The organism is Sphingobacterium micropteri, assembly GCF_014692515.1.
Classification (GTDB): domain Bacteria; phylum Bacteroidota; class Bacteroidia; order Sphingobacteriales; family Sphingobacteriaceae; genus Sphingobacterium; species Sphingobacterium micropteri.
Genome location: NZ_JACOIK010000016.1, coordinates 18,430 through 38,019, shown reverse-complemented (window position 1 = coordinate 38,019; position 19,590 = coordinate 18,430). Strand labels below are relative to the sequence as shown.

The following is a 19,590-nucleotide window of genomic DNA, read 5'->3' as shown; positions in this document are numbered from 1 at the left end:
TAACCATGCGTTATCTCCTTTTTTTATTTTATTTAATGATTTCTTCTATTTCGCGGATAATCTTCTGCGCGATAGCATCTGCAGCTTCCGGTGTTGGCCCTTCCGAATAAATACGGATAATCGGCTCTGTGTTCGATTTCCGAAGATGCACCCATTCCTTTTCGAAGTCAATTTTCAATCCGTCGATCGTCGTATATTGCTCTTCTTTATATTTCTCTTCCATTTTTTGCAATAAGGCATCAATATCCAAATCCGGTGTTAACGTAATTTTATTCTTCGACATAAAATATTGTGGCAACTCCGACCGGTAGGTAGACGCCGTTTTCTTTAATTTAGCCAAATGGCTTAAAAACAGTGCAACGCCTACCAGCGCATCACGTCCATAATGGGAGTCTGGATAAATTACTCCTCCGTTACCTTCACCACCAATGACAGCATTTACCGCTTTCATTTTTGTGACGACATTTACTTCTCCTACCGCGGCCGCAAAATATTCACCTCCGTGTTTCACAGTCACATCCCGCAAAGCGCGCGTCGACGAAAGGTTGGAAACCGTATTGCCTTTGGTATGCCCTAGAATATAATCTGCGACAGCTACCAACGTATATTCCTCCCCAAACAATTCTCCATCTTCCATCATAAATACCAAACGATCCACATCGGGATCTACAGCAATACCTAAATCTGCGTGATGATTCAACACAGCTTGGGAAAGGTCTACCAAATGTTCTTTCAACGGCTCCGGATTATGAGGGAATTCCCCATTGGGTTCACAATGGATCTTATAGACGGTTTCTACCCCCAATGCATTTAGCAAAGCTGGGATAAAAATACCACCTGTACTATTCACCGCATCTACTGCTATCTTAAAACCTGTTTCGCGAATAGATTCTTTATCCACGAGCGGAAGTGCTAAAACAGCGTCTATATGTTTTTGTAAATAACTATCATCTTTTGTTTCCTTACCTAAATCCTCTACTTCGGCAAAATCAAAATCCAGACTCTCCCCTAATGCTAAAACCTCTTTTCCCTCTTGATCATTGATGAATTCTCCTTTGCTATTCAATAGCTTCAGCGCATTCCATTGTCCAGGATTATGGGAGGCTGTTAAAATAATACCACCAGCAGCCCCTTCCATTGGTACAGCGATTTCCACCGTAGGTGTCGTTGATAAACCCAAATTAACCACATCTGCGCCTATGCCTTGTAAAGTCCCTACTACTAAATTGCTTACCATTTCTCCAGACAAGCGTGCATCACGCCCCACAACAATTTTCCTATTGCCGGTCTGCTGCAGAAGGATTTTACCAAATGCTGCTGTAAATTTAACAACATCAATCGGCGTAAGCGCCTCTCCCGGCTTACCTCCTATTGTACCTCTGATACCTGATATTGATTTTATAAGTGTCATATTTCAAATTTAAAAGCTCTCACTGTAAGCAGTCGTAAAAATAACTTTATATCCTAAATTTTCTTATAATAAATTACAATAATTTGTTTTTTTAAATTTCAAAACCTTACTTTTGTTGCAACATTGTATCATTTAATGAAAAGGCGACAATGTTGCTAATTATTCTTTACTTTTGAAGGATAATTTAAACAAGTACAGAATCTATGTTGAATCAACTCATTCATTTTGACCAAGAGATATTCTTAGTCATTAATCAAGGATTAAGTAATCCTTTTTTTGATTGGTTGCTACCTATTCTACGGAATCCTTACACATGGGCCCCTTTATATCTATTTCTGATTATCTTTTTTATCAAGCATTACGGTAAGATGGGCATATTGATTGTTGCATTTACATTAGCCAATTTTGGCATTTCGGACGCACTGTCTTCCCATGTCATCAAAAAGAATGTTAAGCGTGTACGTCCTTGTAATGATTTGGTTTTTAAAACAGAAGCCAATGTGCGTGTACGTTGTGGTTCCGGATTTAGCTTTACGTCTTCCCATGCCACAAACCATTTTGCCATGGCGTTCTTTTGGATCGTTTTATTCCGCAGACGCTGGAAACATACATTATGGTTATGTATCACATGGGCCGCACTAATTAGCTTTTCTCAAATATATGTCGGTGTCCACTATCCTTTCGATATTCTTTGTGGGGCTATTCTCGGTATTCTAATCGGTACCGGAATCGGCTATTTATTTAAACGCTTTTTTCCAGATTTTTTCAAAACCAATTCTATTACAGCAACAACATGAGTTCGTCATTAATCGTCAGTATTCTATTTATTTCGGCTTTTTTAAGTGGTTTATCGGTGTTCTTTGTTAAAAGAGACAACACGAATTTACTTAAACTTATCCTCTCCTTTAGTGGCGCTTATTTGTTTAGTATTACCGTATTGCACTTAATACCTCACGTTTACATCAGCCAAAACACCAGTCCAGAAATAATTGGTTTATACATATTGGGCGGTTTTCTATTCCAACTGGTATTGGAACAATTTTCTCAAGGTATTGAGCATGGCCATATTCACCATAGTGCGCATCATGCTTTTCCATTGGGTATTATGATAAGTTTATGTTTACATGCCTTTCTGGAGGGCATGCCCTTGGCAGCCGGCCATCAGGCAGAATTGGTTTTCGGTATAGCAATACACCATGTACCCGCTGCTTTTGCTTTAGGCAGTCTGCTCCTTAATACACGACTTTCAAAAACAAAGATAGCCATCTTTCTCCTTCTATTTGCGATAATGACGCCCCTAGGTTTTCTGACCAGCAAAGGAATAAGTGAAGGCGAGATTGGAAACATTACCCAATACTTCGATAAGATTATGGCGATTGTTATCGGTATATTTCTACATATCTCTACTACTATCCTATTCGAATCGGGTTCCGCAGATCATCATAAATTCAATCGGAAGAAAATGATCGCTGTCATATTAGGCGTACTCGTATCGTTAGCCAACTTTCTATTTGATGGCCATGACCATCATCATGCACCAGGGCATGAGCATCACGATAACCACAATCACGATCATCATGGTCATGACCATGAGCATGAGCATTAAAAGTTTAATTACCCCTTTAGACCTTAAAATCAGTCTAAATTAACTAACTTTGGTGCATACGTTAGATATTCTGAAATAGGAATATAATTATATCATATTTTAACACGAAAAAATGCAGAAAAGTTTCAGTCTTGATCTATTGGAAGTAGGAGAACGAGCAACTATACAGCAGCTTGATTCGTCGGAACTACCTTCTAAATTTTACGAAATGGGGCTTCTTCCCGGAACTGTGGTAGAAATTAAACATAAGGCTCCATTCCACGGCCCTATTGGTCTTCAAATCTCAAATTCCAACCTTTTAATTGCTATCCGTAAATCCGAAGCTTTACACATTTTCGTCGAAAAATAATATGAAGAACCCAGTAATAGCCTTTCTAGGAAATCCCAATGTAGGGAAAACTTCGTTATTTAACCGTATTACAAAATTACATCAGCATGTAGGGAACTATCCGGGCATCACGGTTGAAAAAAGAGACGGTTCGGTAAAAGCCAACGGCAAAACGTATCGTATCATTGACTTGCCAGGCACATATACACTTTTTCCTACCTCGATGGATGAAGAAATTGTGTACAACGTTTTAGCAGATAGCGAAAATCCTGCACACCCTGATTTGGTTGTCGTCGTGGCAGAACCAAATAATATCAAACGATCAATCGTCTTATATCAACAGGCTCGTGAATTAGGTGTTCCGGCCATCTTTGTTGTCAATATGATTGACGAAGCAGATGCCAAAGGGATCGACATTGACTATCAAAAATTAGAAGCTTATCTCCATACCAAGGTTTATACCACCGACGCCCGAAACGGGAAAGGGATAGCGCAGCTCATTCAGGCCTTTGACCAGCGTCCGGGTTATTTCCCCGGTCAGTTTGAAGTGGACAGCACTTACAAAATAGCGTTAGAAGAGGCAAAAAAATCTTTTCCGTTACACACCGAATATCAAACTTGGCAATTTATTGCGCAAGAGCATGTATCTTTCTTGACGAAGGAACAGCGACAAACTTTAATAGATATTCGAGAAAAGTATCAACTCTCTTCCAATATTCTTCAACAGACAGAGGCAATAAAACGTAATACAAAGATTGAAGAAGATTTAAAAACGATTATTCTGCAAAAGGATAATCACCATCTCCATAGAACGAATAAAATTGACAAAGTCTTACTCCATCCTGTATGGGGTTATATTATTTTCTTTCTTCTTTTATTTCTTGTATTCCAACTCGTATTCATTCTATCCGAACCGATTATGGATTGGATAGACGAAAACTTCTCGTCCCTCATCGATTATACTGCTGGCGTATTACCGGAAGGACCGTTATCAGACCTATTAACACAGGGGATATTAGCGGGGATCGGTGGCATTATTATTTTCGTTCCTCAAATAGCCATTTTATTTCTGCTTATTTCCCTGATGGAGGAAACGGGTTATATGAGCCGCGTTGTCTTTTTAATGGATAGGTGGCTTCGTCCTTATGGATTAAATGGAAAATCGGTTATTCCACTCATGTCAGGTGTAGGGTGTGCGGTTCCTGCTATTATGGCTGCCCGTAACATCGAGAACACGAAGGAACGTCTTGTTACAATGTTGGTTACACCATTTATGACCTGTGCCGCCCGCCTTCCTATTTATGTTGTTTTAATATCCTTGGTTATTCCAAATGAAACATTTTTGGGATTTGGATTACAGGGCCTGGTACTAAACCTACTTTATATCCTCGGCGTGGTAGCCGCACTGTTGTCGGCTGCTGTCTTAAATAAAATCATCAAAAACCAGCACAGATCGTTTCTTATTTTTGAACTTCCCTCTTATAAGACCCCTGATTGGCGAAATGTCGGGATGAATATGTGGGAGAAAACGGCTGGCTTTTTATTCGGTGCCGGTAAGATTATATTGGCCATGGCCGTCATTTTATGGGTACTTGGTAATTTTGGCCCGAATGATAAATTTAGTAATGCCGAGGAATACGTGCAACAGGCTAACCCGACCTTAAGTGAAGCGGAATTGGATGAAGAAACAGCTTCCTTCAGACTGGAGCATTCCTTCCTTGGCTACATGGGTATGGGTATCGAGCCGCTTGTCAGACCTTTGGGTTACGACTGGAAAATGGGTATCGGGCTTATCTCTTCATTCGCTGCAAGAGAGGTTTTCGTAGGCACCATGGCTACCGTATATAGTTTGGGTGAAGAGATTGATCCCGATGATGACGAAGAACGAGAGACGTTGTTAAGTAGAATGCGATCCGAAATCAACCGGAATACCGGCCGCCCTTCTTATAACTTAGCATCCGGGATTTCTCTCCTTTTGTTTTATGCTTTCGCCATGCAATGTATGAGTACCATTGCGATCATGAAACGCGAAACAGGTTCTTGGAAATGGACATTGATACAGACCGTTATGATGACCGGCATAGCTTATATTGTAGCGTTGATTGCTTATCAACTGCTGAAGTAAGTAATCGGTTATATATCCGTCCATGGGAGAGGTATTCTGACTTGTCGAAGCGAGGTAGTTTAGCTTTTAAATAGTACAATCATGATTCAATATATTATTATCGGTATTCTTTTTATCATAGCCTTGGTTTTTATGATAAGGAAATTTATACCTACCAAAACCAAACAACAGGGGTGCAATAAAGGTTGTGGTTGTTCGATGACAGATGTAGAGAAAAAAAGTAATTTTTAAATATCTTTATGGAATATAACCGAATAAATCATCTGTTCTAAAACGATTCATATGATGACAAAAAGCAGTTTATTATTTTCTATAGGCTTGGTTTTAGTCAACCTATCCTTTGCGCAAAAAGCTATTATACAAAAAGCGGATTTAAAAAATGTAACGGTCTTTACGAATGCAGCAGAATTAAATCATACCGCTACTATAACCCTTCCTACAGGTAACAGCGAAATTGTATTCACACATGTCGCCAACAGCATCGACGAAAATAGCATACAGATTGGCACTGGCTCACAAGTGACTATCCTATCCGTGCGCCCAGCATTAAATTACATTGATGCGGATGTAAAAACTACTGCTTATAGCCAAGTTGAGAACGAATACAAGCGGGCGTTAATCACGTTAAAACAATTACAAAATCAAAAGGCTACAGAAGAAAGCCTACTTAAACTATTAGAGCAAAATCAAAAAATTTCTGGCGATAATAGCAATACGACGGTAGCTGAATTAGCGAAGATGGCGGAGTTTTACAAGCCAAAATACCTGGAAGTAAAGAACAACATCACCGCATTGGAGGAAAAAATAGCAGAGCAGCAGGATGTCGTAGATAAAGCGAAGGTTCAATTTGATGAAGTGAAAGGACAAACTTCTGGTTCAGGCGGTCAACTGATTGTACAGGTCATGAATAACCAAACGGGTAACCAACCGTTTACTATTTCTTATTTAACAAGACAGGCAAGCTGGAACGCCTCCTACGAATTGCGCGCTGAAAATACCACATCTCCATTGCAAATTGTATACAAAGCGAATATTTCCCAACAAACGGGCGTCGATTGGCAACAAGTTAATCTCCGGCTTTCCACCTCGAATCCATCACAAGGCGGCGTAGCACCTACCCTATCGCCTTGGCATTTATATTATTACCAGATAGGTGGACAAAATATGCTGGACGAAGTCGTCACCGTTGCAAATGGAAGCACGAGAAAATTAAACATAGTGGGTGCAGCTAGGCAAGAGGCAGCCGCAGCGCCCCAAGCATTGAACGATTATGTTCAGCAAGTCGAAAACCAACTCCATACGATTTTTGATATTGATGTTCCCTACTCCATCGCCTCCAATGCGAGACAACATGCTGTTAACCTTAAAGAATACACACATCCGGCAAGTTATCAATACTATGTAGCTCCACGTATTAGCCAAGAGGTCTTTTTATTGGCTGAACTAACAGATTATGAAAAATTGAATCTGGTTCCCGGACAAGCAAACGTCATGTTTGAAAATATGTTAGTAGGAAAAACATTTATCAACCCGAATGAAGCTACCGATACCTTGAAATTAAGCTTGGGAAGAGATAAGATGATTTCCGTTAAACGAGAAAAAATCAATGACCTTTCTTCATCCAGATTGATCGGAAATAGCCGGACACAAACTGCTATTTATGAAATAACCATTAAAAATAATAAGAAATCGGCTGTCAGCCTAACGCTGCAAGAGCAATACCCATTATCGACCGATAAATCAATGGACATCACACTCGAAGAATCTAGTGGTGGAGAAATAAACAAAGATACGGGTATCGTCACGTGGAAGTTAAATATCCCTGCCGGTGCTACCCAAAAACTGAAGTTTGGTTATGCGATTAAACACCCAAAAGATAAACAAGTGAATTTGTTTTAGATATGGATTAAATGTAATAAAGCCGCTGTAATATCAGCGGTTTTATTATTTTTACGTTGCAATAGGTCGTGCTTCACCTATAACTAAACAACATAACTTTAGCGAGAACAATTGAAAACAAATACGCCAGAAGATAACAAACAGCTTAAGCGAGGGCTAAGCAACAGACATATCCAATTAATAGCTTTAGGAGGTGCCATTGGCACCGGTCTTTTTCTAGGGGTGGGACAAGCGGCCGTTCTGGCGGGCCCATCGGTTATACTAGGCTATGCCATCGCGGGAATCATTGCCTTTTTTATTATGCGGCAATTGGGCGAGATGGTGGTGCATGAACCCGTTTCGGGTAGTTTCAGCTATTTTGCCAATAAATATTGGGGATCCTTTGCCGGATATGCCTCTGGCTGGAACTATTGGGTTCTGTATTTATTAGTTAGTATGGCTGAGCTGACAGCCATCGGACATTATGTGCAATTTTGGTGGCCAGAGATCCCATTATGGGTATCCAGCTTGTTTTTCTTTATTGTAATCAACACACTTAATCTAGCTTCGGTAAAAGTATACGGTGAAACAGAATTCTGGTTTTCTATTATCAAGGTGGTAGCTATTATCGCGATGATCATTTTTGGTTGCTATCTATTGCTCAGTGGAAAAGGTGGAGAACAAGCGACGGTGCAAAACTTGACAAATGATGGTGGTTTCTTTCCCAAAGGCTGGCTGTCCAGCAATGAAAGCGGTGCTTACCAAGGGCTTTTAGCAGCATTGGTCATGATTATGTTTTCTTTTGGTGGATTAGAGTTAGTGGGCATCACCGCTGCCGAAGCTGAAAATCCAGAAAAGAACATACCGAAAGCAACAAATCAAGTATTATGGCGTATCCTTATTTTTTATATTGGATCGTTATTAGTATTGTTTTCACTCATGCCGTGGCGTAACATTACCCCTGAAACAAGTCCTTTTGTAGAAGTATTTGCCAGTTTAAAAGGCTTACAATTCGAACTTTTCGACACTACCTATTATTTCACCAATATCATCGCCAATGCGTTGAATATTATTGTGCTGACAGCGGCGCTATCTGTATACAATAGTTGTGTATATAGTAATTCGCGTATGCTCTTTGGTCTAGCCGAACAAGGTAACGCACCTAAGTTTCTGACGAAGCTGAATAAACACCATTCGCCCGTCAACGCGATTTTAGTTTCCGCAGCACTTGTTGCGATATGTATCGTCATCAATAAAATAATGCCAGAACGCGCACTGGAAGTGTTAATGAGTTTAGTCGTGTCCTCCCTAGTCATCAACTGGATTATGATATGCTTAACCCATATTTTCTTCAAAAGAAAGATAACCGAGCGATTGGAAACATCATTGTTTCCAACCCTCTTTTATCCTATCAGTAATTATATATCCCTTTTCTTCTTGTCGGGTGTATTGGTCATGATGTGGTATACGGGATTAAAAATATCCGTCGAATTGATCCCCATTTGGTTACTGCTATTATACATTAGCTACCGCTTGGTGCAACGCAATAAGAACAAAGTAAATCCGTTTTAATTGTCGTTTGCTTCTTCACCCCAAGTTTGTAGCTTTTCTTGAAGAATACGTGATATTTTATTGAAATAACGTTTCTGCTTGTAACCCATCACCCATTGCACACCTTGAACGGCATTTGTACAGAAAATCTCGTCCGCTTCTTTCATGATTTCGGGGCTTATCTGAGCTTCGACCACGGGAATACCTTCATGAGCCGCCATTTCCATCACGACGCTTCGCATTACACCTTCCACACATCCTTCTGTTAAAGCCGGCGTGTACAGTGTCTTATCATAGTATATAAAGATATTGGATATTAAGCCTTCACATAGATTTCCCTCTTGATTCAAAATGAATACTTCATCGAAAGCAAATTTCTTTTTGTATAAGCCCGCCATCACATAAATCAAGGCATTATTTGATTTAAGATGTGATAAATCACTATAAGGTTTTTTAAAATCGGTATATAAATCAACAATAAGCCCTAATTTTTTATCCCGTAATACGGACGGCATCTGTGAGACCTGAATAACATATACGGGTTTATTGGTTTCCGGCGCATATGTTCCGCCACCTGCACGGAAAATGACGAATCGCACACGTACCTGTTGTCCGAGCATATTATTTTTTCTGATCAGTTCTTCGGTTTTAGCGCGGATAAAAAAGGCATCAAACTTGGTGTATTCCTCTAGTTGCAACGTCTGCATTCCCTGTTGTAAACGTTTGATATGGAGATCTAAAAACCTGATATCGCCATCCTTCCACAACATAGTTTCAAACAGCCCGTCACCGTAGCGCAGTGCCCTGTTATCGATCGTTGCTATTTGTTGATTTTCGGCAATAAGCTGCCCATCGAAGTTGATATATTGTAAAGACATAAAAATTTTTCTCTATTAAAACTTATCGGTCCGCCACCGTAATATAAGAACGCCATTTTTCTAAAACAGCCTGAAAATCGGGAGGAAGAGGCACTTCAAAATACATCGATTCTTTGGTGCGAGGATGAACAAAACCCAAAGATTCCGCATGTAATGCCTGCCGAGGCAACAACTCAAAACAGTTGTTTATAAATTGCTTATATTTATTAAACATCGTCCCTTTTAAAATCTTATCTCCACCGTAGGATTCATCCGCGAACAGCGGATGCCCAATAGACTTTAGATGTGCTCGGATTTGGTGAGTACGTCCTGTTTCCAACTCACATGCTAGCAAAGTGACATACCCTAAGCGCTCCAATACCTTATAGTGCGTAACGGACCATTTACCCTTTTCAGGATCATCGTATAATTCCATTATCCGACGATCTTTAGCATTCCTCCCTATATAACCAGATATTGTACCATCCTCCGCTATATCTCCCCAAACTAACGCTATGTATTTTCGATTTATTGTATGATCAAAAAACTGTTTTGCTAAAAAGGTCATCGCCCATTCATTTTTAGCAATCACCAACAAGCCCGAAGTATCTTTATCAATCCGATGTACTAAACCAGGACGTCCAGTATTGCCTGGCAAGGTAGGCAATTGGCTTAGGTGGTATGTCAATGCATTGACGAGGGTACAGGTATAATTGTTATAACCGGGATGAACGACCATACCTGCTTCCTTATTTACCAGTAATAGGTCGTCGTCCTCATAAATAATATCTAGGGATATATTTTCGGGATAAACTTCGGTATCACGAGGTGGGTCTGGCAAAACCATCGTGACCACGTCCAAAGGCTTTACTTTATAACTCGCTTTTGCCAATTTCCCGTTTACAAAGACGGTCTCAGCGTCAATGGCATTTTGAATACGGCTTCGGGAGGTATTCTCCACTCTATTCATCAAGAACTTATCCAACCGCAACAGCGCTTGCCCTTTATCGGCTTCAATCCGATAATGTTCGAAAAGCTCCCGCTCGTCCTGCTCATGTATATCTAAATCTTCTGCCATCACGCAAAAGTATCGAAATCCTTTAAAATCTACTAACTTTGGCAAAAGTATATGTTGGATTTTGATTTTTACAGCCCCGAAGAACAGATTGTCCTTCCGTTTTATGAAGAGCACGGTGTTCGAGTATTCGTTAAACGAGATGACCTTATACATCCCTATATATCCGGTAATAAGTGGCGGAAACTGAAATATCCGTTAAAAGAGGCTCTTCTAACGAACAAAAAAATATTGGTCACATTCGGAGGTGCCTGGTCCAACCACTTGTTGGCAACAGCTTGTGCCGGAGCCAAATTCCGGTTTCAAACCGTAGGTTTCGTACGTGGAGAAGGAGTACAAAATCCGGTTTTGGCACTCTGTAAACTCTTCGGAATGCAGCTGCACTTTGTCGACCGTGAAAGCTACAGAAATAAGCCGGCTTTGTTTGAAAAACATTTTGGTCATCGGGATAATGCGTATTTCATCGATGAGGGTGGTTATGGCGAAAAGGGAGCTTGGGGAGTAAAGGATTTATTGGAAGAAATACAGGGCGTATACGACCACTGTTTTTGTGCCTGCGGCACAGGCACAACCTTGGCTGGGCTGGCATTGGGGAATAATGCTATGCAATTACACGGCATACCTGTATTGAAAGGCGGTGAATTTATCTACGAAGAGCTAAGAAAACTACATGCAGATCCTCTTCAAGTTACTCTGCACGTGGACTATCATTTCGGAGGTTATGCAAAGAGCAATGCCAAACTGCAAGCCTTTATCCAGACTTTCTGCCAGCAAACGGGCATCATGATAGAACCTACCTATACCGGCAAGCTCTATTATGCTCTACATGATTTGATTGCGAAGGATTACTTTGCTAAAGGTTCGAAAATCTTGACCATTCATACCGGAGGATTAACCGGTCTTTTAGGGTATTTGTAGAAGAAGATTCTATTCCTATTGAGGCTTTTGTTCAAATACAAATTCCGTAGGAACATTATCCGTTTCAATTACAATTGCAAATACAAAATCTTTTCCACTTTTATTTTCTTCCACTTTTATCTTTAATCGTGTAGGTATCTCTCGTGTGATTAAAAAGCCCTTATTGTCAAATTTCGCTCCAAGCTTTCCCAAACCGTTAAGAGACAAAAATTTATCTTCAGCAATAATCTGGTCATCAAGGCTCGAAACAACTCCTTTAATTCTTTCATTATTACTTTTATCAACTATGGATGTAATTATCCAATTACTATGAGCAAGTTGAATGGAGGTTTCCTCTCCTCCACTCTTTAGGGAAATTGACTCCAATCTATCGATGCTGAGCTCTCCATCAGTATTATCACTTCCTTTATCACACCCTGTAAAAAGGATAATAGCCAAACATAATACAAAATAAAGATATTTTATTTGTTGCATTATTAAAATTTTAGTTTTTAAACTATTCATCCTGTCCTATTTTTACAATTTTAGACTTACGTTTCTTTTCAACTTTGCTATCGCAGCTTAAATAATTCAAATTAACCTTTTATTGGAATTGTATTTCTCCAAAAAAGTCCGGTAAATGGAAATTTGGTATGGGGTGCTCTATTTTATTCCAGGAGAGAAAATGTGGGGTCGGCAGACCATCACCGCATTTGTAAAAATTACCGTGTGCGGTAATCCCTCCTAAGCACTCGATTTTATCTTTTACAAATACATCCGTTGGAATCACCAGTATAATATTCCATTTTTTTCTTCCACCTGCATTGACAACCGTTGTAGTCGACTGAATTTTTGCGATTACCTCTGGATCAAGGCGTTTCCTTTCCTTCTTTATTCGAGAACCCACTCCTATCAATCCTGTTCCTAATATATTGAACTCGATGTTATAATAACTCACGTTTCCGTCAAAAGAAACAAAAAACTCTACACAGCTATCTTCCCATACAGCTTCATTAATACGAACGTATTGTGCCTTCAAAAATTCCTCCTGGACGCTATAGTGGATAAATATCCGTTGATTATCGTGTGCCACTTGAAAATATACTTCCGGTTTATATGGGAACTCCTCCCAATTTACCTGTATTATAGGCTGCCATGGCAATCTCTTCATTTGTTGGCTTAAAGCATAATAGGTAAAATCTTCTAATACGATATCACGGTAAGGTACCTTTAGGCTGATCATCATTTTTCTGTTTTAATCTTCTTAACTTCCTCACTTCTTAACGGTTTTCCGCACCTGAACACTTTCTTCCAAAATAGCAGTAAGCTCCTCTTGATGCAATTCCATTTCTTGCACTAATTTAAGTTGTGCTCTCGTCCTAACCAAATTATGTGTAGGATAATGTATTTTATAATAGGTATTCCCATTTAAATAATCCGTCAAAAAACGAACCGCCTGCATAAAAGGCAGCAAAAATACGCCATGGAGTAACGATGTCATCTCCTTTTCCGTTAAAAAAACGCAGGCTTCGCTCATATATCCTTGCGCATAGGCTCTAAATAACGGAATATTCAATATTATTTTTGCCGTATCCGGTTCATCCTCTGCTGCCGAATTGATAATGGTGCGAATAGCGTCTCCAAAATCGTAGGCTACATACCCCGGCATTACGGTATCTAAATCAATTACACACTGTACACGATCATGTTCATCCAGCAAAACATTATTGAATTTCGTATCGTTATGCGTAATACGTAAAGGCAAATCCCCATTGTTTCCCATCCATAAAATGGTACGCATCTGTTCTTCCCGCTGCAATATATAATGCAGTATATCTTGTACTTCTCCGACACGACCTGCAACATTATCTTTTATAGCGTTACGCAAATTACCGATCCGGAAGTCGATGTTATGAAAATTAGGTAAGATCTCCACCAATTTGCTTGGATCAAGATCGGACAGCTGTTTCTGAAACTCACCAAACGCCTTTCCTCCCGCATATGCTTGTGCTTCTGTTTCTACAATATCGTAACTTTTAGTTCCTTCCAACAAGATAAACATCCGCCAAAAGCAATCATTTTCATCTTGATAATACCATTTCCCCTCATCGGTTGGTATTAATGTTAACGTGGATTTCTCTACCTTTTCTCGCCCGAGATGTGCTAATTTATGTTTCAGATGGTGCAGCACGACTCGGGTATTTTCCATCAATCCCGCTACATCCGCAAAAATCTGATCATTAATTCGCTGAAACAGATAACTTCGGACAGCTGTTTTCACCCGGTAAGTATCATTGATATGCCCTGATCCGAAACGTTCAATATGCATAATATCTCCTTCTATATCAAAATGAGATGCAGCGCTTAAAATATTATTATTATTTAATTCAGACATTGGAAAATTTAAAAAATTTAACATAAATTATGCTAAACGTTGGCAATATCTATAAATAAATTAATATATAAAAGCCACATATCAAAGCAAACGTTTGCTTATTTTCGAAACACCCTATATCCTGATTTTTTTTATTAGAATATACAACGCTAGAAAAGAATTCGTATTTTAGAGCATAAAACAGGCTTTATGCTGACAGAGATTATTATTATAATAACGTTAATTATATTTAATGGAATATTATCTGCTTCCGAAATTGCAATTGTGTCAAGTCGAAAGGCCCGCCTTCAGGCGGCGGCAGATAAAAACAACAAGTCTGCCCAAGTAGCTTTAAATTTAAAAGAAAATCCTAACCAGTTTTTATCTACTATCCAGATTGGTATTACGCTAATCGGTATCCTTACCGGTTTTTTTAGTGGAGGAACTATTTCCACCTATCTTGCCACTGTATTTAGCCAAATAGCTTTTCTGGCACCTTATAGCCAACAAGTAGCGATCATTGTGGTGGTGCTTGCTATTACTTATCTTTCGCTGGTTATTGGTGAACTAGTTCCTAAGCGCATAGGAATGGCTATCCCGGAGAAATACGCCTCCATTATCGCCACACCGATGCTGTTTTTAAGTAAATTCGTTAAACCCTTTGTTTGGCTGTTAAGTATTTCGACAGATGCCCTAGTTCGGTTATTGAATATCAAGGTTTCGAAGAATACCGTTACGGAAGAGGAAATCAAAGCATTGGTTGACGAAGGCGTAACCAGCGGTGTCATTGAGAATTTCGAACATGATTTTGTCGATCGTTTACTCGTGTTGGGTGATAAACGCGCCATTAACCTAATGGTACACCGTTCAGATATTGATTGTCTGGATCTGCAAAATACTTTTGAAGACAATAAGAATATTATCCGGCAGTCTGAACATACCGAATTCCCGGTGGTAGATGGTAGTTTCGACCAAGTAAAAGGTATTATCCATGTCAAAACTTTTCTAAAAAAATATATCGATAATAAGCCTATAGACTTGCAAGCACTGGTAAAACCCATTCCATTTGTTAACGAAAATACATCAGCTTACAACATTCTAAACACGCTAAGGAGCGGCAAAGCACAATTAGCCGTCGTGATTGACGAGTATGGTATTCCGCAGGGCATTGTGTCTATAAAAGACATTGTACGTCAGCTTTTCGGCGACATGAATAACGGAGAAGAACGTTCAGATAGCGCTATCCGCAAACGCGAAGACGGCTCCTATATTATTGATGGCAGAACACAGCTGGATGATTTTTTGGATTTTTTCCAAATCGAGTTAAGCGAAGAAGAGGAAGATGATATCTCTAACATCACTACTTTAGGCGGATTGGTATTCCTTACCTTAGATCATGTGCCGGAAGAAGGAGAATTTATCCACTTTAAAGACTATAAACTGGAAGTCATTGATATGGACGGCCACCGAATAGACAAGGTTCTCGTGAATATTCCTTTTATTTTAACAAACCACATCAACGAAAACGAGGATTAATAGGGAAGGGTTAGTTCTTCTAACTCTTCGATAGTCCCCTTAAACATGTTCAAGTCTACATAGCCTTTTATGCCCCGTACGTAGCCGCGTTCGGAGAATTGCCAAAAGTCCCAATGTTTTTTGGGCTTATTCACCCAAAAATTATAATTCGCTATCCACAACACATAATCCGAAAATTCCTTTTCTAAAAAATCTGTGAAATAGCTATCTCCGGAATAGATAATGGGTTGGATTCCGTAGTGTTTTTCTACCGTATTCAGCCACCTCTTTAATCCCACTTTTAGGGAATCCATCGGTTGTTTTCGAGGACGCTCCTCTATATCCAAAACGGGGGGTAGATCGCCGGGTCTCAGTTTGACGACGCTGATAAAGTTACGTGCCTGGCGAATGGAGTTTTCATTTGGCCGGAAATAGTGATAGGCACCCCGTAATTTTGTTCTACTTTGCGCTGCTTTCCAGTTCACTGCGAAACGTTTATCCGTTGCCTTCTCTCCCATTGTGGCACGAATAAACACAAAGTCGATCGGTATTTGATCATATATAGTATTGATATCTATCCAACTAATATCGCCTTGGTATTGGGATATATCGATACCATACACATAACTATCATGGTCTACCATCAACTTCCTATTGCGTTTTTCATGTTCGCTGGCCGTATGCGTGTCCGGCGATTCCTCCGGTAAAATCCAGCTTTTTAATGTATAAGAAAAATCCGTTCTATAATATAAAAAGGCAAAGCCAATCAATATACATAGGGGCACAACTATGCTCCAAATTAAATATTTCTTGCGTTCCGCATCATTTGCTTTAGCACCTCTTCTAACAGGTTTCTTATATTTTGCCATATTTCGCAGTGAAAATAGTAGATTTATTTTTTATTGGCAAACGGAAATATCCCTGTAGAGATATGCCAAAAAAAATAATCCACCTCATTTTCAAGGAGTAATATACGAAGGTTAAAATAAGTTTCGCGAAGCGGCTTGGAATTTCTACTTTTGTCGCGGAGAGTTGGCAGAGTGGTCGAATGCGGCGGTCTTGAAAACCGTTAACTGTCACAGGTTCGGGGGTTCGAATCCCTCACTCTCCGCAACTTAAAAAGCTAATTTTGTTATTATTAACGATTTAGCTTTTTTATTTTTTCTAGGGTGACTAAAAGGGGGACAATTACGAACGTTTTAAGAAACCGTGGCAGCAAAATGCTATTGACAAAAGAAAAATAATAATTACCTTTGGTACAAATTAATTCCATCTGGAATTTAAACGCATAAAGCTCGATTTTTGGATCGGGCTTTTTTATTATAAATTTGTTTACAGTTTAAATAGTGCTACTAATTTATCTAATTCAATTTCGTTTGACATGCCTTACAGTGAAATTATCATTAATTACTGGTCTCAGATCCTTTTATTACTTGGCGTTCTAGGATGGATTATAAAAACCTTGAGCGAAACCTATTTGCGTAAAAAGGAACTAAAATATAATTTTTTCTATTCTAATAAACTAGCTTCTTTAAAAAACCTAATTGATACCTATCATAAATATGAAAGGTTCTTTACTGATGTTCCATATTACAGAGTTTCTAATGGAGAAATAAATGCCATCGAGTTGGATAGTATGGTTTCTCCTTATAAGGATAATTATTTCAATGCCCATAATGAACTTATTTTATACCACTCAAACAAAGAATTAGAAAAGTTTAAGTTAATAAAGGATAATATTAATATCGTTCATAATGCTTTAGGTCAGTTACTGTTTAAAAATATCTCTGTGAATGACTACAATGAGCTATTAGACAAATCCAAATCAGAGAACTACAAGATATTTTCGCAGATTTCATCGGAGTTTATTAAAGAATTTAATTAATTGTAGTGGCGGTGATGAGGGTTCGCCCATGTACCGCCGTTTTTACACCTTGTTTTTACATACGCAAAATTTTGTGTATGTAAAAGAACGGAATTTCGTTCTTATGTTTGGCTCCTCAAATTTGAGGAATGTAGTTTATCCGTCTTTTCGGAAGAATTAAATACCCGGAATTCCGGGTATGATCGTTATCAGTTCTTCTTTTTAAACCGCGAAGACAAATCTTTTCCGGTTATCTGTGTCGGTGCTTCCTTTTTGTTGCCTTGGTCGTCATATTGAGGTATGCTAGCATTTAGCATAAGTAAATTTTGATATGATATTTTCCAATATACCTCATCATAAGAGAGCTTCCAGTATTTAACTATGTTCCCCGCAAAAGACCAGTGGTTTACCTTGTAGGTACCGGGTTTGCGTTTATTTTTATCTTCATTGCCGCTATCCTGTTTATTCAGATGGAAGTACTTCGAAAGCTCTTCCAACCGATAAGATTTTCTTACCATGTCAACTATCTGGTTTATATCGTGTTGATTTAGCCCCTTCACAAAATCAACAAGCCAGCTGGGCGGCATTTCCTCTCTATTCCATAGAATAGAAACAAGAGCCATAAACAGATCATCTAACTGTTTGCTTGCAAAAACTGCATGTGCTTTAACCACATTCATACGTAAGTAAGGCGCGAAAATCTCATCATTTATAAAGGATGAGCAAATACCCATCGTACCTAACCGCAACGGCTTCACATGCAAGATGTGCTCATCCGGATCTATACCCAATTTTTGGCGGATCTTATGCAATACGTTACTTGGAGATATTTTTATTCTCAATTCTTGCCCCCGATCACTGAATGCACTGAATATTTCAGCCTTTGATATGCTTTCTTTTGTCATTTTAGTGGTTTTTCTAATACCGTAAATTTCACGGATTTTACAGATGGGAATTTCCCGGATGTAAAATATCCCCTTGTTTTTAAATAGGGGGAATTCCCCCTATGTAGATTTTAAAGAACGGAATTCCGTTCTTTACATTTATTCCTCTTCATCATTTGCCTGTAACCATGCTTCAATAGGTATACCTTTCTCCGTATGATTTTCGTATAGAAACATATCCATTTCAATATTTTCGCCATCTTTTAATGCTTGGACTATCTTTATCCTCATCTCTCTTTTTTGCTCTTCAAAAGGTAATTGTGCAAAATTCTCACTTAGTTTCATCTTGATCTTCCTCGTTTAAATTCATTACTTCGTCGACCAAATTGAGAAACTGTTCGTTAGTCATTTGTCCCACCTTTTCCTCCAATTCTTGATTGCTGTAAACTTTTGCATCTACCGACGACAACGTAGGTATGTGGTACTTTAAAAGCCTCTCTATGACTTGAACTCGGTCTTTAGGATCAAGGCGTTTAAAATCCTTGTCGAAAGATCCGTTATTAAAATATTCACTAGTGATACTCTTTATCACTTCTTTAACTTCTCTAGTTACCTTGTTTTTAGCCCCCTTTGGGCGGCCTCCAGGATTGTTAGTTTGCCCTTTTTTCAGTCCCATTTTTGTATTTCTTTGTTATTTACAAAATATTTCGTGTTTTATCCTATGCTTTTGAGGGTAGGATATCAATCAGCAACTCTTTGTATGCCCGTGATTCTTGTCATTTTCTAAAGTCTTTTACCTTGGAATGTTGGTGTGTTTCTTTTTGCAGTTTAGCGTCGTGATGTAGTTCAATAGAAACAAACGCATTGTCTTTAGCGGTTACTTCAATAATCGCATCATTTGTAGCGTAAATTTCACAAACATTGAATCCATCAACCATAATTTTTACATGCCCTCCAAATGCAATTACAAGCCGAGGGTTTTCAACTCCATGACTTCCCGAGACGAATACACCATTTGCTTCAAGATCGTTTCTGTATTCTTCCAATATTGATTTTTCCGGAAAACGAAACTTCATACAGTGCTCAACACCTTTTGGTGTTTTCAACAAATTGATAAAGTCTTGAGCATTATTTGCGTTTTTTGTTTCTTCCAATCCGTATCCGCATGCTCCATCACGTGTTACATGTGACATTATGTATTTTTGTAGGTCAGTATTTTTCATAT

At 38.9% G+C, this 19,590-nt stretch carries 21 protein-coding genes and 1 tRNA gene; 11 read left to right on the top strand and 11 right to left on the bottom strand.

Features of this window, described 5'->3' with window-relative positions; translation table 11 throughout:
• Positions 1–28: 28 nt before the first annotated feature.
• The gene (gene glmM, locus H8B06_RS18770; protein WP_190995740.1) at positions 29–1,411 is read right to left on the bottom strand and encodes a phosphoglucosamine mutase; all 1,383 of its coding nucleotides are present in this window, start codon (positions 1,409–1,411) and stop codon (positions 29–31) included.
• A gap of 203 nt (positions 1,412–1,614) precedes the next feature.
• Between glmM and H8B06_RS18765 the strand changes: the two genes are divergently transcribed.
• The 7 genes from H8B06_RS18765 (at position 1,615) to H8B06_RS18735 (ending at position 8,920) form a co-directional block, all read left to right on the top strand.
• Complete coding sequence (locus H8B06_RS18765) at positions 1,615–2,208, top strand: phosphatase PAP2 family protein (RefSeq protein WP_130139616.1); 594 nt, start codon at positions 1,615–1,617, stop codon at positions 2,206–2,208.
• Entirely contained in the window at positions 2,205–3,017 is an 813-nt protein-coding gene (locus tag H8B06_RS18760; RefSeq protein WP_190995739.1) for a ZIP family metal transporter, read from the top strand. Before H8B06_RS18765 ends, H8B06_RS18760 begins: the two co-directional genes overlap by 4 nt.
• Before the next feature lie 112 nt (positions 3,018–3,129).
• Positions 3,130–3,366, top strand: a complete 237-nt coding sequence (locus H8B06_RS18755; protein WP_190995738.1) for a FeoA family protein — start codon at positions 3,130–3,132, stop codon at positions 3,364–3,366.
• Position 3,367: 1 nt separating this feature from the next.
• Positions 3,368–5,470, top strand: coding sequence for a ferrous iron transport protein B (feoB, locus tag H8B06_RS18750; RefSeq protein ID WP_190995737.1), 2,103 nt, complete (start codon positions 3,368–3,370; stop codon positions 5,468–5,470).
• A gap of 81 nt (positions 5,471–5,551) precedes the next feature.
• The gene (locus H8B06_RS21000; RefSeq protein ID WP_190995736.1) at positions 5,552–5,701 is read left to right on the top strand and encodes a FeoB-associated Cys-rich membrane protein; all 150 of its coding nucleotides are present in this window, start codon (positions 5,552–5,554) and stop codon (positions 5,699–5,701) included.
• Between the two features lie 51 nt (positions 5,702–5,752).
• Positions 5,753–7,369 (top strand): DUF4139 domain-containing protein, encoded by a 1,617-nt coding sequence (locus tag H8B06_RS18740; RefSeq protein ID WP_190995735.1) that lies wholly within the window; start codon positions 5,753–5,755, stop codon positions 7,367–7,369.
• A 111-nt stretch (positions 7,370–7,480) separates the two neighbouring features.
• Positions 7,481–8,920 (top strand): amino acid permease, encoded by a 1,440-nt coding sequence (locus tag H8B06_RS18735; protein ID WP_190995734.1) that lies wholly within the window; start codon positions 7,481–7,483, stop codon positions 8,918–8,920.
• On the opposite strand, the gene H8B06_RS18730 is transcribed toward H8B06_RS18735, so the two are convergent.
• Together H8B06_RS18730 and H8B06_RS18725 are read right to left on the bottom strand one after the other, a co-directional pair.
• A complete protein-coding gene (locus H8B06_RS18730; RefSeq protein ID WP_190995733.1) occupies positions 8,917–9,777 on the bottom strand; it encodes an aminotransferase class IV in 861 nt (286 codons plus the stop codon). The genes H8B06_RS18735 and H8B06_RS18730 overlap by 4 nt on opposite strands.
• Before the next feature lie 22 nt (positions 9,778–9,799).
• Entirely contained in the window at positions 9,800–10,834 is a 1,035-nt protein-coding gene (locus H8B06_RS18725) for an RluA family pseudouridine synthase (RefSeq protein ID WP_190995732.1), read from the bottom strand.
• A gap of 51 nt (positions 10,835–10,885) precedes the next feature.
• On the opposite strand from H8B06_RS18725, the gene H8B06_RS18720 reads away from it, so the two are divergent.
• Positions 10,886–11,749 carry a 1-aminocyclopropane-1-carboxylate deaminase/D-cysteine desulfhydrase gene (locus H8B06_RS18720; RefSeq protein ID WP_190995731.1) on the top strand — a complete coding sequence of 288 codons (864 nt, stop codon included), beginning with the start codon at positions 10,886–10,888 and terminating at the stop codon, positions 11,747–11,749.
• 15 nt (positions 11,750–11,764) lie between these two features.
• Here the strand turns inward: H8B06_RS18720 and H8B06_RS18715 are convergent, their stop codons facing one another.
• The 3 genes from H8B06_RS18715 to H8B06_RS18705 form a co-directional block, all read right to left on the bottom strand.
• Positions 11,765–12,253 (bottom strand): hypothetical protein, encoded by a 489-nt coding sequence (locus tag H8B06_RS18715; protein WP_190995730.1) that lies wholly within the window; start codon positions 12,251–12,253, stop codon positions 11,765–11,767.
• Positions 12,254–12,332: 79 nt separating this feature from the next.
• Positions 12,333–12,974, bottom strand: a complete 642-nt coding sequence (locus tag H8B06_RS18710) for a carbohydrate-binding family 9-like protein (protein ID WP_190995729.1) — start codon at positions 12,972–12,974, stop codon at positions 12,333–12,335.
• Positions 12,975–13,001: 27 nt separating this feature from the next.
• On the bottom strand, positions 13,002–14,123 hold the full coding sequence (locus H8B06_RS18705) for a phosphotransferase enzyme family protein (RefSeq protein ID WP_190995728.1): 1,122 nt from the start codon (positions 14,121–14,123) through the stop codon (positions 13,002–13,004).
• 189 nt (positions 14,124–14,312) lie between these two features.
• Here H8B06_RS18705 and H8B06_RS18700 point away from each other — a divergent pair, with 189 nt between their 5' ends.
• Complete coding sequence (locus H8B06_RS18700; RefSeq protein ID WP_190995727.1) at positions 14,313–15,638, top strand: hemolysin family protein; 1,326 nt, start codon at positions 14,313–14,315, stop codon at positions 15,636–15,638.
• Here H8B06_RS18700 and H8B06_RS18695 read toward each other — a convergent pair.
• Positions 15,635–16,486, bottom strand: a complete 852-nt coding sequence (locus H8B06_RS18695; protein ID WP_190995726.1) for a GH25 family lysozyme — start codon at positions 16,484–16,486, stop codon at positions 15,635–15,637. The two genes, H8B06_RS18700 and H8B06_RS18695, sit on opposite strands and share 4 nt — an antisense overlap.
• A 157-nt stretch (positions 16,487–16,643) precedes the next feature.
• Between H8B06_RS18695 and H8B06_RS18690 the strand changes: the two genes are divergently transcribed.
• Together H8B06_RS18690 and H8B06_RS18685 are read left to right on the top strand one after the other, a co-directional pair.
• A tRNA-Ser gene (locus H8B06_RS18690) sits at positions 16,644–16,728 on the top strand.
• Between the two features lie 270 nt (positions 16,729–16,998).
• A complete protein-coding gene (locus H8B06_RS18685; protein ID WP_190995725.1) occupies positions 16,999–17,502 on the top strand; it encodes a hypothetical protein in 504 nt (167 codons plus the stop codon).
• Between the two features lie 188 nt (positions 17,503–17,690).
• Here H8B06_RS18685 and H8B06_RS18680 read toward each other — a convergent pair whose 3' ends face one another.
• The 4 genes from H8B06_RS18680 to H8B06_RS18665 form a co-directional block, all read right to left on the bottom strand.
• Entirely contained in the window at positions 17,691–18,386 is a 696-nt protein-coding gene (locus H8B06_RS18680; RefSeq protein ID WP_190995724.1) for a hypothetical protein, read from the bottom strand.
• A 138-nt stretch (positions 18,387–18,524) separates the two neighbouring features.
• On the bottom strand, positions 18,525–18,710 hold the full coding sequence (locus H8B06_RS18675; protein ID WP_190995723.1) for a hypothetical protein: 186 nt from the start codon (positions 18,708–18,710) through the stop codon (positions 18,525–18,527).
• Positions 18,697–19,041 (bottom strand): hypothetical protein, encoded by a 345-nt coding sequence (locus tag H8B06_RS18670; RefSeq protein ID WP_190995722.1) that lies wholly within the window; start codon positions 19,039–19,041, stop codon positions 18,697–18,699. The genes H8B06_RS18675 and H8B06_RS18670 overlap by 14 nt, the downstream gene beginning before the upstream one ends.
• A gap of 100 nt (positions 19,042–19,141) precedes the next feature.
• Complete coding sequence (locus tag H8B06_RS18665; RefSeq protein ID WP_190995721.1) at positions 19,142–19,588, bottom strand: hypothetical protein; 447 nt, start codon at positions 19,586–19,588, stop codon at positions 19,142–19,144.
• Positions 19,589–19,590: the final 2 nt, after the last annotated feature.

Bases quoted from the DNA above. Each gene is read 5' to 3' on its own strand.
- glmM (WP_190995740.1), bottom strand. From the start codon at position 1,411: ATGACACTTATAAAATCAATATCAGGTATCAGAGGTACAATAGGAGGT.
- H8B06_RS18765 (WP_130139616.1), top strand. From the start codon at position 1,615: ATGTTGAATCAACTCATTCATTTTGACCAAGAGATATTCTTAGTCATT.
- H8B06_RS18760 (WP_190995739.1), top strand. From the start codon at position 2,205: ATGAGTTCGTCATTAATCGTCAGTATTCTATTTATTTCGGCTTTTTTA.
- H8B06_RS18755 (WP_190995738.1), top strand. From the start codon at position 3,130: ATGCAGAAAAGTTTCAGTCTTGATCTATTGGAAGTAGGAGAACGAGCA.
- feoB (WP_190995737.1), top strand. From the start codon at position 3,368: ATGAAGAACCCAGTAATAGCCTTTCTAGGAAATCCCAATGTAGGGAAA.
- H8B06_RS21000 (WP_190995736.1), top strand. From the start codon at position 5,552: ATGATTCAATATATTATTATCGGTATTCTTTTTATCATAGCCTTGGTT.
- H8B06_RS18740 (WP_190995735.1), top strand. From the start codon at position 5,753: ATGATGACAAAAAGCAGTTTATTATTTTCTATAGGCTTGGTTTTAGTC.
- H8B06_RS18730 (WP_190995733.1), bottom strand. From the start codon at position 9,777: ATGTCTTTACAATATATCAACTTCGATGGGCAGCTTATTGCCGAAAAT.
- H8B06_RS18725 (WP_190995732.1), bottom strand. From the start codon at position 10,834: ATGGCAGAAGATTTAGATATACATGAGCAGGACGAGCGGGAGCTTTTC.
- H8B06_RS18720 (WP_190995731.1), top strand. From the start codon at position 10,886: ATGTTGGATTTTGATTTTTACAGCCCCGAAGAACAGATTGTCCTTCCG.
- H8B06_RS18715 (WP_190995730.1), bottom strand. From the start codon at position 12,253: ATGAATAGTTTAAAAACTAAAATTTTAATAATGCAACAAATAAAATAT.
- H8B06_RS18710 (WP_190995729.1), bottom strand. From the start codon at position 12,974: ATGATGATCAGCCTAAAGGTACCTTACCGTGATATCGTATTAGAAGAT.
- H8B06_RS18705 (WP_190995728.1), bottom strand. From the start codon at position 14,123: ATGTCTGAATTAAATAATAATAATATTTTAAGCGCTGCATCTCATTTT.
- H8B06_RS18700 (WP_190995727.1), top strand. From the start codon at position 14,313: ATGCTGACAGAGATTATTATTATAATAACGTTAATTATATTTAATGGA.
- H8B06_RS18695 (WP_190995726.1), bottom strand. From the start codon at position 16,486: ATGGCAAAATATAAGAAACCTGTTAGAAGAGGTGCTAAAGCAAATGAT.
- H8B06_RS18685 (WP_190995725.1), top strand. From the start codon at position 16,999: ATGCCTTACAGTGAAATTATCATTAATTACTGGTCTCAGATCCTTTTA.
- H8B06_RS18680 (WP_190995724.1), bottom strand. From the start codon at position 18,386: ATGACAAAAGAAAGCATATCAAAGGCTGAAATATTCAGTGCATTCAGT.
- H8B06_RS18675 (WP_190995723.1), bottom strand. From the start codon at position 18,710: ATGAAACTAAGTGAGAATTTTGCACAATTACCTTTTGAAGAGCAAAAA.
- H8B06_RS18670 (WP_190995722.1), bottom strand. From the start codon at position 19,041: ATGGGACTGAAAAAAGGGCAAACTAACAATCCTGGAGGCCGCCCAAAG.
- H8B06_RS18665 (WP_190995721.1), bottom strand. From the start codon at position 19,588: ATGAAAAATACTGACCTACAAAAATACATAATGTCACATGTAACACGT.